The organism is Ruegeria sp. AM2 (assembly GCF_056540685.1).
In genome coordinates this window covers 334,117-349,028 of the sequence record NZ_JBQFXE010000001.1, presented here as the reverse complement: position 1 = coordinate 349,028, position 14,912 = coordinate 334,117, and the positions used below count along the sequence as shown (strand labels likewise).

Sequence of the window (14,912 nt, the reverse complement as noted above, 5' to 3'; positions counted from 1 at the left end):
CAAAAATGCCCCGCCAACAAAGACGGGGCTTTTTTGGTTCAGGCTGCCGTTTCTGGCGGTGTCGGGTCTTTCTTTCCGCCTTTGAGCAGTTCCCTCAGGCTTTGCATCACGGCATAAAGCACGGGCACCAGAATGACACCAAACAGTGTGGCCGCTAGCATGCCGCCAAACACAGCATATCCGATTGCCTTCTGACTGGCCGCACCCGCACCGCTGGCGGCGAGCAGGGGAACGACACCCAGCAGAAAGGACAGCGCCGTCATCATCACGGCGCGGAAACGTTGATATGCCGCCTCGGCCGCAGCGTCCTTGATCGACAGGCCATTAGCCCGCTGTTCCATCGCGAATTCGACAATCAGAATCCCGTTCTTGGACGCAAGCCCCACAAGCATGATCATCCCGATCTGCGTATAGAGGTTGATGTCACTGCCGACGATCGCCACTGCGGCTACCGCGCCAAACAGGGCGACGATCACAGACAGCAGGATCGAGATGGGCATCGTCCAGCTTTCGTATTGCCCCACAAGGAACAAATAGCCGAACAGAACCGCAAGCCCGAGGATGACGATGACCAAGCCGCCAGATGCAAGCTGTTGCTGCGCCGTGCCGGTCCACTCGAAGGAATAGCCGGGGGGTAGGGCGGTTTCAGACTCTTCGGTCATCACCCGGATCGCATCGCCTGTTGAAAGCCCCTCGGCCGGAACCGCAGTCACGGTTGCCGAACGGAACATGTTGTGACGCTTCAGCAAGACAGGCCCCAAAACGTTCTCAACGTCGATCAGGGTTCCCAGCGGTACCATTTCGCCTTTGGTCGAGCGGACGTAAAGGTTCGAGATATCTTCGACATCGTCGCGATAGCTGCCCTCGGCCTGGATCATGACGCGATAGACCCGGCCAAACAGGTTGAAGTCATTCACGTAGTACGATCCCAACTGCGCCTGCATGGTCTGGAATATTTCAGCCACCGAGACCTGCAAAGTCTTGGCCTTTTCCCGATCCAGATCAACGAACAATTGGGGCACGTTTGCGCGGAAGGTGGTGTAGGCCTGCCCGATCTCGGGTCGTTGGTTAGCCGAATAGACATAAGATCCAACGGCCGAGGCCAGATCTTGCGGTGATCCTCCGCCCGTTTGCTGTACCTCCATTTCGACGCCCGCGGACATGCCGAGGCCCTGAATGGGGGGTGGGTTGAACGCCACGATAGAGGCGGCGGATTCCCCGTTGGCAATGGCTAGAACCTTGCCCAGGATGGCGTCTGCGCTCAGGTCGTCCTCGGGGCGTTCCTCCCAATTGTCGAGGTTGACGAAGATCGCCGCGCCATTGGTGACGGTGCCGTTCAGCAGCGAAAAGCCGTTGATCAAAACCGTGCTGGCGACGCCGGGGATTTCCTGAATTTGGCGGTCCACGCGTTCGGATACGACCTCGGTCCGCTCTAACGTTGCCGCGTCAGGCAGTTGGATGTCGACAAACAGATAGCCATTGTCTTCAAGTGGCAGGAAGCCGGTCGATGTGTTCGACATGATGGTCACGCCGCCGAACCCGAAACCGGCGATGATCGCAAGCGAGACGACGGGCAGGATCAGCAACTTGCGCACAATCGCCACGTACCCTCCTCGGATCGTGCCGATGAACCCTTCGAACAGGGCCAGAATACCCTTGGGCGGGCCGGACCGTGCGCGTAACACGAGACCGCACAGCGCGGGCGAAAGCGTCAGGGCGTTGATGGACGAGATCACAACTGCGGTAGAGATCGTCACGGCAAATTGAGAATAGAGCCGCCCCGAGATGCCGGGCATGAAGGTCACCGGCACAAACACGGCCAGCAAGACCAGCGTTGTTGCAATCACCGGTCCGGTGATTTGGCCCATCGCCTTGCGGGTCGCCTCGGCAGGGGGCAGCCCCTCATCCGCGATGATCCGCTCGACGTTTTCGACGACTACGATGGCGTCATCAACAACGATGCCGATGGCCAGAACCAGCGCAAAAAGCGAGATGGTGTTCAGCGACATTCCGAAGGCCAACAGAAAGGCAAATGTCCCGATCAATGAGACCGGGATGGCAACGGCAGGAATGATCGTGGCGCGCCAACTGCCAAGGAAGACGAAGACAACCGAAATCACCAGAATGAAAGTCAGGATCAGGGTCGAAACCACGTCATTCAGTGACTGTTCCACAAAGTCGGTGGTGTTGAACGGGACCTGATATTCGACATCCGTCGGGAAGGCGCGGGACAGGCGCTCCAATTCGGCTTCAACCCGGTCGGACACGGCCAGAGCGTTCGCGCCCGGCGCCTGATAGATGCCGATCACGGTCGCAGGAACATTCTGGAAAAAGCCCGAAGCCGCATAGTATTCAGCACCTAATTCGACCCGCGCAATGTCTCGAACCCGCACGATCGAACCCGCGTCGCCAGTGCGGATCACAATATCTCCGAACTCCGCCGCCGAGGTCAGGCGACCCTTGGTCTTGATCGTGTACTGAAATGTCTGCCCTTCGGGAACCGGTGGGGCACCGATAGACCCTGCGGACACTTCGATGTTCTGTTCCCGGATCGCGTTGATCACATCTCCGGGCGTGATCGACAGGGATGCCATCTTGTCCGGGTCCATCCAGATCCGCATGGCGTATTCCAGATTGGTCAGAACATCCGCCTTGCCAACGCCCTGAACCCGCGCCAACGCATCCTTCAGGTTGATCGAGGCATAATTTGACAGGAATACGCTGTCATAGGTGCCATTGGGCGAAGTCAAAGTGACCAGCAGCAACATGTTGGTCGAGGCTTTTTGCGTCACAACGCCCGAGGACGTCACTTCGGTCGGCAGCGACGACATGGCCTGTGCCACCCGGTTCTGCACGTTGACCGAGGCGATATCGGGGTCGGTGCCCACTTCGAACGTCACGTTCAGCGAATAGGACCCGTTATCCGACGAGGTCGACGTCATATAGATCATGTCGTCCACGCCGTTGACCTGCGCCTCGATAGGGGCTGCGACGGTGTTCTCAACGGTTTCCGCATTGGCGCCGGTATAGGTGGTCGAGACACTGACAACCGGCGGCGTGATGTCGGGGAATTGCGCAACCGGCAGCACCAGATATCCGATGCAGCCCATGATGGTCAGCACCAGAGAGATGACAAGCGCCAGCTTGGGCCGGCTGATGAACAGGGCTGAGAACATCTGTTACTCTCCCGGCTGCTCAGACGCGACAACGGCGTCCACAGCGACACCCGGACGGACGCGCTGCAAGCCCTCGACAATCACACTTTCACCTTCGCGCAGCCCGTCTTTTACGATGACGGATGACTCATAATTGTCGCCCGTCTCGATATAGCGCTGTTCCACCATCTGCTGATCGTTGACGACCAAAACGAATTCGCCCCGTTGATCACGTTGCAGGGCGGCTTGAGGGATAAGTACCTCAAGCGTTGGTTCCAAGGCTTCGATCTGCACGCTCAGAAACGCGCCGTCGACGATCAGCCTGTCTGTGTTGTCAAATTCGGCCCGCATTGTGATCGCCCCGGTCAAAGGGTCAATCCGGTTGTCAACGAAGACGATCTTTCCCTCTTCATCCAGTTCAGAACCGTTCGGTAAGGTGATTTTGACCACCGGGCTCTTGTTGCTTTCGGCCAGCGTGGCCGCGTTTTCGCCGACGGTTTCCAGAACGGTCGTAAATTGCTTTTCGTTCAAGGAAAAATTCACGTAGATCGGAGACTCGCTGACGATATTGACCAGCGGAGGGTTGGTCGGGCCCACAACATCCCCGACGCTGATTTCCACACGTCCGATGCGACCGGCAAAAGGGGCGTGGATTTGAGTGTAGCTGAGATCCAGTTTGGCTTGCTGAATCGCGGCCTCGGCCGACTTAACTTCGGCTTCTGCCACCAACTCATTTGCCCGGGCAATATCACGCTCGGCTTCTGGTGTTGCGTCGCGCCTATACAGTTCTTCCTTCCGCGCCAGATCAATCTTTGCCAATTCAAGATTGGCCTGCGCTCGATCCAGATCGGCGTTTCGCGATTCCAGCGTCGCCTGATACAAGTCTGGCTCGATGGTGAACAAAAGGTCGCCTTCTTTCACCAGCGCGCCGTCCTCAACGTTCTGGCTTTCGAGAAACCCGCTGACACGTGCCACGATGTCGGCATTGTCCAGCGCCTCGGCGCGTCCGATGAAAACGGCTTCTTCGGTGATTTCTTCGGTGTAGGCCGCCGCGATCGAAACCTTTGGCGGTGCAGCCTCATCCTGCGCCATAGCGGATTGCGCCAGACCCAAACAGATCACAGCCGCGGAACACTTGACGATGCCTTGCGTCCGGCCAATCGAGCGTGATGTGGGAAATTTGGATACAAGGGACATGATAATAACCTCGTCAAAGTGAGTCTGGCCGCAATCCCGGCCCTCTGTCTACTGGGCCGAGTCGTCTGAACTTTTCGTGAGGATGGCGGGTTTGGACAATTTTCTCAAGCGTGTTGACCGACATCACGCCTGATTGAAGGTGGAAATTTTTCTTGCAGCGCGCAGGTTTACGTTTTCAAAGCCGACGAGGCGCGGCTGAAGGGATCACAGTGCAGGCAATGGGGCAAAATAAAACAGAGGGCGAAAGCGCCCTCTGTGGTGTGCGGAATTCAACGCGATCAGTCGCGGGTGCCGGCAAAACGGGTCTGCCAATCCTCGCGCTGATCGTCGGTAATTTTGGCGAACAATACATCAGGGACTGAAAACTCGTGACCCCTGGGCAGCGAATTCAGCGCAGCCTCGACATCGTCCGGCCAGCTTGTGTCCAGCGTGTTCATAGCGCTCAGCATCCGCGCCGACGTTTCGGGGATGAACGGCGCGCTGAGCACGGCGTACAGCCGGATGAGGTTCAGGCCCAAACGCACCTGAGCCGCTGCCTGTTCCGGGTCCTCCTTGAAGGTCGACCATGGGGCCGCCGATTGCAGATATTCATTGCCCGCAACCCAGATGGCGCGCAATTCCTGCGCGGATTTGCGAACCTCCATTGCCTCCATGAAGCCTTCATAAGCGCGCACGCGTTTGGTCAGATCGGCGATAAGCGCCTGTTCACGCTCGCCAAATGCACCGCCTGCCGGCACCGCCTCGCCAAATTTCGAGCGGCAGAACTTGGTGATCCGGCTAACGAAGTTGCCCAGTACGTCTGCGAGGTCTTTGTTGACCGATTGCTGGAAGTTCTCCCAGGTGAACTCACTGTCGCTGCTTTCCGGCGCGTGGCTGAGCAGCCACCAGCGCCAATAGTCGGCGGGCAGAATCTCCAGCGCCTGATCCATAAAGACGCCGCGGCCCTGGCTGGTCGAGAACTGACCGCCGTCATAGTTCAGGTAGTTAAACGACTTCAGGTGATCGACCATTTTCCAAGGCTCACCCGAGCCCAGAATGGTGGCCGGGAAGGAAAGCGTATGGAAAGGCACGTTGTCCTTACCCATGAATTGTACGTAGCGCACATCGTCCGCGCCCTTGTCGGTGCGCCACCAGCGCTCCCAATCGGCATCGGTTTTACCGTTCGCGGCGGCCCATTCACCTGCGCAAGCGATGTACTCGATCGGAGCATCGAACCAAACGTAGAAGACCTTGCCTTCCATGCCCGGCCAGTCCTGATCGCCTTTCTTGACCGGCACCCCCCAATCCAAATCGCGGGTGATGCCACGATCCTGCAGGCCGTCGCCGTCATGCAGCCATTTCTTGGCAATGGACGTCGTCAGGATGGGCCAATCGGTTTTGCCGTCAATCCATGCATCCAGCTGATCCTTCATCGCTGACTGGCGCAGATACAGGTGCTTGGTTTCGCGCACTTCCAGATCGGTCGAGCCGCTTATCGCGCTGCGCGGCTCGATGAGGTCGGTCGGGTCCAATTGCTTGGTGCAGTTCTCGCACTGGTCACCCCGCGCGCGGTCATAACCGCAATTGGGGCAGGTGCCCTCGATGTAACGGTCGGGCAGAAAGCGGCCATCGGCGTTGGAATAGACCTGCTTTTCGCTGACTTCGCGGATCAACCCAGCCTCGTCCAGCTTACCCGCGAAATGTTGGGTCAGCACTTTGTTCTGTTCGCTGGACGACCGGCCAAAGTGATCGAAACTCAGGCCAAAGCGCTTTGCGATATCGGCCTGAACGCCGTACATCTCGGCGCAATAGTCCGCGACCGGTTTGCCCGCTTTTGCGGCGGCCAGTTCGGCAGGTGTGCCGTGCTCATCCGTGGCGCACAGAAACATGACCTCGTTGCCCCGGCCACGCTGAAAACGTGCGTAAAGATCGGCGGGCAATTGCGAGCCGATCAGATTGCCGAGGTGCTTGATCCCGTTGATATAAGGGATCGCCGAGGTGATGAGAATCCGAGCCATTTTGCGTGTCCACGTAACTGTCTGCGCGCCCGTCTACATTATGTAAACGGCCAGCAAAACCCCGGCGACACGGCTCATTGCAAATTAGGGCCGCGATTCTCGATGAATCCTAGCGACGCCATGCGGCAGATCAGGGCATTTCCGATCAAGACAAAACCCAACAGGTAGCAAATTGGAACCCCAACCTCTGAAAGTCCGACTGTGTTTGCCCATCAAGGAGGTTTGTCAAAATATGGAATTGGGCGGTGTGTTCAGCTAGGTTTTCCGGTCATTGCTCTTCGCGGGATCGTTTCAGCAATCGCCCGATGGTAAATGAGGTCCGCGGCGCGTAGACATAGTTCGTGCGGGCGTCCGGTGTTGGTCGCGACCGCATTCGGGCCAATCCGAAAACGATTAGAAAAGCGTGCCCGACGGCCACAAAGGCAAACAAAGCACCCGGGCCGAACTCCTGAATCAAGGTTGACGAGATATAGGGCGAGGCGATTGCGCCCAGGGCAAACCAGAACATCAGAGCCGCCGAAAGCTCGACCCGTTCTTCTGTCGTTGCAAAGTCATTTGCATGGGCGGAGGACACCGAAAAGATCGGGAAAGTTGTGAGTCCGAAGATGGCCGCCGCCAACATCACGCCGACGGTCCCCGCGTCACTTGCGGCCATTGTAATGCCGCAACTGAGAACGGCTGCGGCCGATAGCCAGATCAGCACCCAGCGACGGTCGTATTTGTCGGCCAGCCAACCGACCGGGTACTGCGCCAGCGCGCCACCCAGAACAAACGATGCCAGGAAGAAGGCGATCTGATCGACGCCCAGGCCGACCTCTTGCCCGTAGACCGGGCCGACCATACGAAAAGAGGCTGAGCTAAGCGCAGCAACGATTACGCCGGCCACCGCAAGGGGTGAACTGCGCCATGCGAGTTTTGGGCGCAATCGGGGCGCATCCGGGGTTTTGGGCTGGCTCGCCTTTGTCAACGTCAGCGGCAACAATGACGCGCAACACAAAATGGCCAGTAGATTGTAGGATACGTACGACGCCGGAGGCAGCACTGCGATCATCAATTGCGCGCAAAGAGACGCACCCAAGTCCGCGATGCGGTAGCTGCCCATGGCGCGGCCTCGGGTCTCGTTGGTGACCTTTGCGTTCAGCCAGGCTTCGATCACTGTATAGCAACCGGCAACACATGTGCCCGAAGCGATCCTGAGAATGGCCCAGATGTACGGATTCTCGGTCAGCGTATGCCCCAGCAGCCCCATCGCGCCCAACGCCGTGCAGACGGCAAAGGCGCGCGAATGACCGACGCTGCCCATCAGGCGCGGTGCCCACCAGCAGCCAACGAAGAACCCGACAAAATGCGCCGAACCCAGCAGACCGATCTGCTCCGTCGAAAACTCCAGCGTCAAGCCTGAGATCGCGTCTAGCGGGCCGACACCGCCTGTGGAAAGCTGCAGCAGGATGACTGAGAGAAACAAAGCGGCAAATGAAATGATTGTGCGCATGATGGTGTCAGATTGACTTCAATCGCCTCAGATGCGCGCGGTTATTCGACTTTGTTGCGTCGTTTTTCATCTATCCTGCACGTTTGATTTCGGCCTGAATATCCAGGCCGACCTCATCAGCGACCAGATCAGAGTATCCGGAGGCCCCGAATTCGTTGCGGTCCAGCGCGCCCTTCAACCGGATCGACAATTCGTCCAGGCTGTTTGCGGCGCTGCCTCTTTGACGAAACAGGTCCGCCTGCAGGGCGATGGGGCGCGTGACCCCGCGCAGCGTTAGGTCACCGATGATTTGTGCGCCGCGTGAAATCCTGCCGCCTTCGCCCAACTGAACCTTGGTCGATTGAAAATGGATCGTTGGATAGGTTTCGGCGTCCAAAACGCTTTGGCCAAGCATCGGTCCACGTGCAAATGGCAGTTTCGTCCGGGCTTCGGACACGTCCATCAGAACGTCGACGCGGCTGTTTTCGAGGTTTGGGATGTCGATGCGGATATCGGCGGACCGGATGGGCATCGTGCCTGATTGGGTGACCCCGGACAGCACAAACGTGAACTCAACAGATGTGCCGGACGGCACCAACACATAAGGGCGCATTGCGGCCTGTGCGGATTGCACCAGGGGCATTGTGGCCAACCCGGCCACGAATGTGCGCCGGGAAAGAAGGGTCATGCGACAACCTCATGTCTGCGCGGGCGGGATCGATTCATGAGCATCAACAGTATAGCGATATTCATTCCGTTCCAGAGGATGCCGTTGATAAAGGCCAATTGATAACTTCCGGTTAAGTCGTAGATCCAGCCCGACATCCAACCACCCAGGGCCATACCCATGATCGTCATCATCATGACGAATCCGACACGCGCACCAGCCTCCTGCGGGGGCATGTACTCGCGGACGACCAGCGCATAGCTGGGTACGATGCCGCCTTGGGCCAACCCGAACATCAGACTGATGAGATATAGCGAGGCCATCCCGTCATACGGAAGGAACAGGAACAGGGCGATGCATTGCAGGATTGAGCCGATCAGCAGCGTCATGATCCCACCAAGCTTGTCCGCGACCAGTCCCGAGATCACGCGACTGACCACGCCACCCAATAGCATCAGCGACAACATCTCGGCTCCGACGGCTGGCCCATAGCCTAGCCCGACGCAATAGGACACGATGTGAACCTGCGGCATCGACATCGCCACACAGCAGCCGATCCCGGCCAATCCGAGAATGTATTGTAGTGCGCGTGGTGATATCCCGACACTGCGTGCGTTGATCTGCGCATTGGCTGCAGCGGTGCTGTGCGCCTCTGCCGGAACTTGTCGACGCAACAATAGGGACAAGGGGATAACGACGACCAATGTCATAACCGCCAGCGTCAGATAGACCTGTTGCCAGCCGTCTCGCGCCAGAATGCCCGACAGAAGAGTGGGCCAGATCGCACCTGACAGATAGTTCCCGCTGGCCACCAGCGCGACGGCAATTCCGCGACGCTTCATGAACCAGTGTGAGATATCGGCGATGAGTGGTCCAAACCCGATTGAGGTGCCAAGCCCCAACAGCAGGTGCGCCAGCGACAGCAACACCATGTTCGGGGCCAACGTTGCCAGCAAGTAACTGATGGCGCTGAGGATGGCGGCACCTATCAGTGCCTTGGTCACGCCCAGCCGATCGACCAATTGCCCCAACCACATGTTGCCCAGCGCAAATCCGATCATCGACAGGACGTATGGCAATGACGCCTCTGCCCGGCCCGCGCTGAACTGCACCTCGATGGCGGGCATCACCACGATCACCGCCCACATGCCGACATTCGCCACCATTGCAATGGCGAGCGTGATGAGAAGGCGTAGCCAGGAATAGCGACTGTCGTGGATCGGATGGCTCATGGCGGAACGCTAGGGCGCGGGGTGGGGCTTGGCTAGTCACATCTTGCGTGATCACGCGGTGGTGTCACGCCAAAGCCTCTGCAACCGTGGTCTTTGTCAGGTTCAGCCCGGCGCGGGGTCTGGTTTGGGTGGCCTGCCAGCTTACCGGGGGCAGGGCGCGGGCGCGGCGCCGGGTCAGGGTCCAGCGGCGGGCCTCTGCCTGATGATTGGCCGCCATGTGCCAGCGTGTCTCAACCCCCTGCGCGCCGCCATCGCCGGGTGTCAGCAACAACCCTAGCGGAGCGCGTCCCATCGCGCCGCCTTGTTCGGCAGCCAGATGCATACGCCGCACCGGCGTCAGCCCCGGCGCGCCGGGCAGGTCGCCGATCACCAGCGGGATGGCCCCACTGCGTAACGCTTCTTCAAGGCACCACAACAGATCCTCGGCGCGGGTGGGGCGGACAAAGATGAAACGGGCAGGATCGGCAAAGGGCATCATCCCGTCGGGGTTCAACTGGCCGGGCTCCCATGCGGGCGAAATCCACAGCACCGGCCCCTGCGCCTGACCGGCCAACCACAGGGCAAAGCTGCGGCGGGCAGGGCCGCAGGCCTCATGCACGCGGCCCAGTTGCAGGGTGATCTGAGGGTGCAGCGCCAGCCCCGGCGCGTCCCGCGCAGGTTTGCGGCCAAGAAGGTTCGTAGACATGCTGTCAGGCTAGCATGTTCTCATTTTGTTCTCAATTGAGGAATACCCTCAGCGCGACAGAACCAGACGGCCATCCGCAAACTGGATATTCGAGAACCGATGCAGGTAATCCATCCCCAAAAGCGACTGATGCAACTCGCCCTCATTCACCCAGGCCGAGACGTCGCGATCCGTAATCGGCCCCAGCGTCAGAGTATCCAACCGCACTGGCGCTGTCCGAACCTCGCCATTGGCGGTGAATGCGCGGCCAAAATAGTTCAGCTGATCCGGGTCAATCCCAAGGCGTTCGGCGTCTTGCGAACTGAGGACAATCTGGCTGGCACCGGTGTCCACAAGAAAGGTAACCGGCTGTCCATTCACCTCAATCGGCAGGTAATAATGCCCGTCCGCCGCACGCGGCACCTGGATCGTTTCACCGGTTACGGTCATCTGTGGCACAGGGCCAACGGTCGAGCGGATGTCTTCCCACAGGCCCACCACAGCGATCACGCCGACAAAGATGAACACCCACGCCATTGCCTGCTGCAGCGTCTTGTTCACCGTTTGCCGGTTTTGCGAGATGAACCACGCGACAACAGCTGCGCCAAGCAGGCTGAGATATGCCACACGTGCGATGCTGTCTCCGTCCATATCGTGACCCTAACCGATTAACCTGAAACACATATGGGGTTTCAGGACGCGAAACCAAAGGCCTTAAGGCCATCCAAAATGAACTGGACCGACAGTGCGGCCAGGAGCATTCCTAAAAGGCGCGTCAACACGTTCAGGCCGGTTTTGCCGAGAATGCGGGCCACAATGCCGCCGGACAGAAAGAAAACAAAGACCACCATCATCACGGCCAGCATCACCGCACAGGCGGCGGCTATTCCCTGGATGCCGGGGTTTTGCCCAGCCAGCAGGATAATCGTTGCGATCGAGCCGGGGCCGGCAATCAGCGGAATGGCCAGAGGGAACACGGACGGGTCAGGGTGTTCTTCTTCCTCAGCCCGGTTCTCGCGCCGTTTCGTGCGCCGTTCGAACAACATGTCGAGCGCGGTCAGAAACAGCAAGGCACCCCCGGCCACGCGGAAGGCGGGCATCGAGATGCCAACAAAGCCCAGCACCGCCTCACCAAAGGCGGCGAAGGCGATCAGGATGCACACGGCGGTCAGACAGCTCCTGATCGCGATCTTGCGGCGCGTTGCCGAGTCCAGATCCTGTGTCAGCGCGACAAAGATCGGCGTCGTGCCAAACGGGTCGATCACCACGAACATCGTGGTGAAAGCGGTGATGAAAAAGGCCATGTCGATCATGCGGCACTCTCCGCCTGTTCCAGTCGTTCCGCTGCCGCAACCCAGAGGGTCTCGGCCTTTTGCATGGCCTCCGTTACCTCGGCGAATTTACGATTCCATGTCTCCAGATCATCGATCCGGTCATCTTCATACAGCGCTGGGTCTGCCAGCTTGGCCGACAGTTTCTCGTGCATATCTGTCAGCTTCTCAATCCGATCCTCGCATTTCCGCAGGTCCGCGCGCAGGGCCAACATCGCGTCTCGTGACGGGCGTTTCGGTTTCGCCGTTTGCGGCTTTATCTTCACGGGCTTGTCGCGCCCCAGCAACAGTGACCGATAGGCCTCCAGATCACCCTCGAACGGTTTCACCGTCCCGTCCGAGACCAGCCACAGCCGGTCCGCGACCAGTGACAGCAAGTGCATGTCGTGGCTGACCAGAACGACTGCACCGGAATAAGCAGTTAGCGCTTCGACCAGCGCCTCGCGGCTTTCGATGTCCAGATGGTTGGTCGGTTCGTCGAGGATCAGCATATGCGGTGCGTCGATGGTGGCGATCAGCAGCGACAGGCGCGCTTTTTGGCCACCGGACAGCCGACCAACCGTGGTTTCTGCCTGATCGGCATTCAGGCCGAACCCGGCCAGACGGGATCGCCACTTGCCCGGAGCTTCATCCGGGCGCAGGCGGCGCAAGTGATCCAGCGGGGTCTCGTCCACATAAAGTTCATCCACCTGATGCTGCGCGAAATAGCCGATGCGCAGCTTGTTGCTGGGGGTCATCTTGCCCGCCATTAGGGGCAGGCGGTCGGACAACAGTTTGGACAGGGTCGACTTGCCCTGACCGTTCTTGCCAAGCAGCGCAATCCGGTCGTCCTGGTCGATGCGCAGGTTGAGGCGGCGCAGCACCTCGGTCTCGCCATAGCCGGTCACGCCGCCCTCAAGGTGGATGATCGGGGGCGACAGTTCCTCTGGTTCGGGGAAGGAAAACGCGCGCAGTGCTGCTTCTTGAGGTGTGGAAACCAACTGGATGCGCTCAATCATCTTAAGACGCGACTGGGCTTGAACGGCCTTGGACGCCTTGTAGCGGAAACGATCCACATAGGTTTGCAGGTGAGCAATTCGAGCCTTGGCTTTGGCGTTCTCAGATTCCGCCTGCGCAATACGTTCGGCGCGGCGTTCCGCGAACTTGTCATAGGGCACCGCATAATAGGTCAGCTTGCGGTCTTCCAGATGGAGGATCGAGCCGACCGCGCGGTTCAACAGCCCCCGGTCGTGGCTGATGATGATCACTGTATGTGGGTATTTGGCCAGATAGCTTTCCAGCCACAACGCACCTTCCAGGTCCAGATAGTTGGTTGGTTCGTCCAGCAGTAGCAAATCGGGTTGTGAAAACAGCACCGCCGCCAAGGCGACACGCATGCGCCAACCGCCCGAAAAATCCGAGCAGGGCTTAAGCTGATCTTCGTCATCGAATCCCAACCCTTTAAGGATCGAGGCTGCGCGGGCCTCGGCCGACCACGCGTCGATATCGGCCAGACGGGTCTGGACCTCGGCAATTCGAGCAGGGTCCTCGGCGCTGTCGGCCTCGGCCATCAAGGCGGCGCGTTCGGTGTCTGCGGCCAGAACCGTGTTGATCAGCGAGACATCGGACGAAGGAACCTCTTGCGCCACGCCCCCGATGCGGGCGCGTTTCGGCAGCACGATATTTCCCGATTCCAACGCCAACTCTCCGCGGATCAGACGGAATAGAGTGGTCTTGCCGGTGCCATTGCGGCCCACCAGACCCACTTTGTGACCATCGGGGATAGTCGCGCTGGCCCCATCGAACAAGGGGCGGCCTTCGACGGCGTAATTGATGTCTTCGATCCGTAGCATGACGCGCTCTTAGCAGAGCCGTGATGCCGCCGCCAGCGGCTTGGCATGTTCAACGCCCAAGTGATGTGTTAGCGCTGTTCCGGCTGGATTTTACCTGGTTTTTGTCTCATGCGCGCGGCCCAAACGCCCCCATCCTTGATTACTTTGATCCTGGCGACGGGGCTGTCGGTGGTGTCGCTGAACATGTTCCTTCCGTCACTGGCTGGCATGGCGCAGGATTTCCAGGTCAATTACGCGTTGATGAACTTTTCCGTTGCCGGTTATCTGGCGATTTCCGCTGTTTTGCAGCTGATCCTTGGGCCGATGTCAGACCGGTTTGGCCGCAGGCCGGTTTTGCTGATTGGCATGGCGGTGTTTGCCTTTGCTTCACTTGGATGCGTATTGGCCGAGTCGATCTGGACCTTTCTCGGTTACCGGATGTTGCAGGCCGCCGTCGTGGCCGGGCCGGTTCTATCCAGCGCATCAATCCGCGATATGCACCCGCCTAACGAGGCGGCAAGCAAGCTGGGATATGTCGCGATGGCCATGGCCTTGGCGCCGATGCTGGGTCCGATGCTGGGCGGAGCGCTGGATGTGCTGTTCGGCTGGCGCGCGGGATTCGTTCTGTTCACGACATTCGGCGCAGGACTGTTCGCACTGCTTTGGCTGGACATGGGCGAGACCAATACCAACCGCTCGTCAACTCTGACCGCTCAATTGCGTGAATACCCGCATCTGTTTCGCGCGCGTCGGTTCTGGGGCTATGCAATGTGCGCCGCCTTTTCGATCGGCGCTTTTTTCAGCTTCATCACCGGAGCCCCTTTGGTGGCGGCCGCCTGGTTCGATCTAAGCCCCGCCATGCTGGGTCTGGGGATCGGGATCATCACGGGCGGCTTTATGGCCGGGAATTTCATCACTGGCCGGATTGCCGCACACACACGCTTGACCACGATGATTTTGGCTGGGCGGGTTGTCGCTTCGACCGGGCCGCTGATTGGATTGTTACTGTTTTGGTCCGATACGGGCTCGGTCTGGGTTTTCTTTGGGGCGGCGATCTGCGTGGGGTTTGGCAACGGCCTGACAAACGCCAACGCCTCGGCAGGCGTAATGTCGGTGCGGCCCAGGCTCGCAGGCAGCGCGGCAGGGTTGTCGGGGGCGATGATCGTGGCGCTGGGGGCCATTCTGACATGGATGACCGGGATTTTGGTCAGCCCCGAGAACGGCCCGTTTCTGGTCCTTGGCATGATGTGCGCGTGCAGTTTCGCAGGTTTGCTGGCCGTCCTTTACGTGCGCCGGATCGACCGTATCGAGCCGCTGCCTGACGCGATCTAAACCGAATGCCATCATAACGCTTTTCATGAGGCACGTACCATGTTAGGCGGCCCGC

11 protein-coding genes are annotated in these 14,912 nt (G+C 59.2%); 1 reads left to right on the top strand and 10 read right to left on the bottom strand.

Annotated features, from left to right (window positions below; translation table 11 throughout):
• Nucleotides 1-38: 38 nt before the first annotated feature.
• The 10 genes from ACR0CR_RS01735 to ACR0CR_RS01690 all read right to left on the bottom strand — a co-directional run bounded on the left by ACR0CR_RS01735 (nt 39) and on the right by ACR0CR_RS01690 (nt 13,546).
• Entirely contained in the window at nt 39-3,176 is a 3,138-nt protein-coding gene (locus ACR0CR_RS01735; RefSeq protein ID WP_480596160.1) for an efflux RND transporter permease subunit, read from the bottom strand.
• A 3-nt stretch (nt 3,177-3,179) separates the two neighbouring features.
• Nucleotides 3,180-4,352, bottom strand: a complete 1,173-nt coding sequence (locus ACR0CR_RS01730; protein WP_480596158.1) for an efflux RND transporter periplasmic adaptor subunit — start codon at nt 4,350-4,352, stop codon at nt 3,180-3,182.
• A gap of 278 nt (nt 4,353-4,630) precedes the next feature.
• On the bottom strand, nt 4,631-6,349 hold the full coding sequence (gene metG, locus ACR0CR_RS01725; RefSeq protein WP_480596156.1) for a methionine--tRNA ligase: 1,719 nt from the start codon (nt 6,347-6,349) through the stop codon (nt 4,631-4,633).
• Nucleotides 6,350-6,617: 268 nt separating this feature from the next.
• Nucleotides 6,618-7,841 (bottom strand): MFS transporter, encoded by a 1,224-nt coding sequence (locus ACR0CR_RS01720; RefSeq protein ID WP_480596154.1) that lies wholly within the window; start codon nt 7,839-7,841, stop codon nt 6,618-6,620.
• Nucleotides 7,842-7,911: 70 nt separating this feature from the next.
• Nucleotides 7,912-8,508, bottom strand: coding sequence for a YceI family protein (locus ACR0CR_RS01715; protein WP_480596152.1), 597 nt, complete (start codon nt 8,506-8,508; stop codon nt 7,912-7,914).
• Nucleotides 8,505-9,719, bottom strand: coding sequence for an MFS transporter (locus tag ACR0CR_RS01710; RefSeq protein WP_480596150.1), 1,215 nt, complete (start codon nt 9,717-9,719; stop codon nt 8,505-8,507). Before ACR0CR_RS01710 ends, ACR0CR_RS01715 begins: the two co-directional genes overlap by 4 nt.
• A gap of 64 nt (nt 9,720-9,783) precedes the next feature.
• Nucleotides 9,784-10,404, bottom strand: coding sequence for an ImuA family protein (locus ACR0CR_RS01705; RefSeq protein ID WP_480596148.1), 621 nt, complete (start codon nt 10,402-10,404; stop codon nt 9,784-9,786).
• A gap of 48 nt (nt 10,405-10,452) precedes the next feature.
• On the bottom strand, nt 10,453-11,034 hold the full coding sequence (locus ACR0CR_RS01700) for a retropepsin-like aspartic protease family protein (protein WP_480596146.1): 582 nt from the start codon (nt 11,032-11,034) through the stop codon (nt 10,453-10,455).
• A gap of 41 nt (nt 11,035-11,075) precedes the next feature.
• Nucleotides 11,076-11,696, bottom strand: a complete 621-nt coding sequence (locus ACR0CR_RS01695; protein ID WP_480596144.1) for a MarC family protein — start codon at nt 11,694-11,696, stop codon at nt 11,076-11,078.
• Nucleotides 11,693-13,546, bottom strand: coding sequence for an ABC-F family ATP-binding cassette domain-containing protein (locus ACR0CR_RS01690; protein ID WP_480596142.1), 1,854 nt, complete (start codon nt 13,544-13,546; stop codon nt 11,693-11,695). Before ACR0CR_RS01690 ends, ACR0CR_RS01695 begins: the two co-directional genes overlap by 4 nt.
• Before the next feature lie 108 nt (nt 13,547-13,654).
• Between ACR0CR_RS01690 and ACR0CR_RS01685 the strand changes: the two genes are divergently transcribed.
• Complete coding sequence (locus ACR0CR_RS01685; RefSeq protein ID WP_480596140.1) at nt 13,655-14,857, top strand: multidrug effflux MFS transporter; 1,203 nt, start codon at nt 13,655-13,657, stop codon at nt 14,855-14,857.
• The last annotated feature ends 55 nt before the right edge of the window (nt 14,858-14,912 follow it).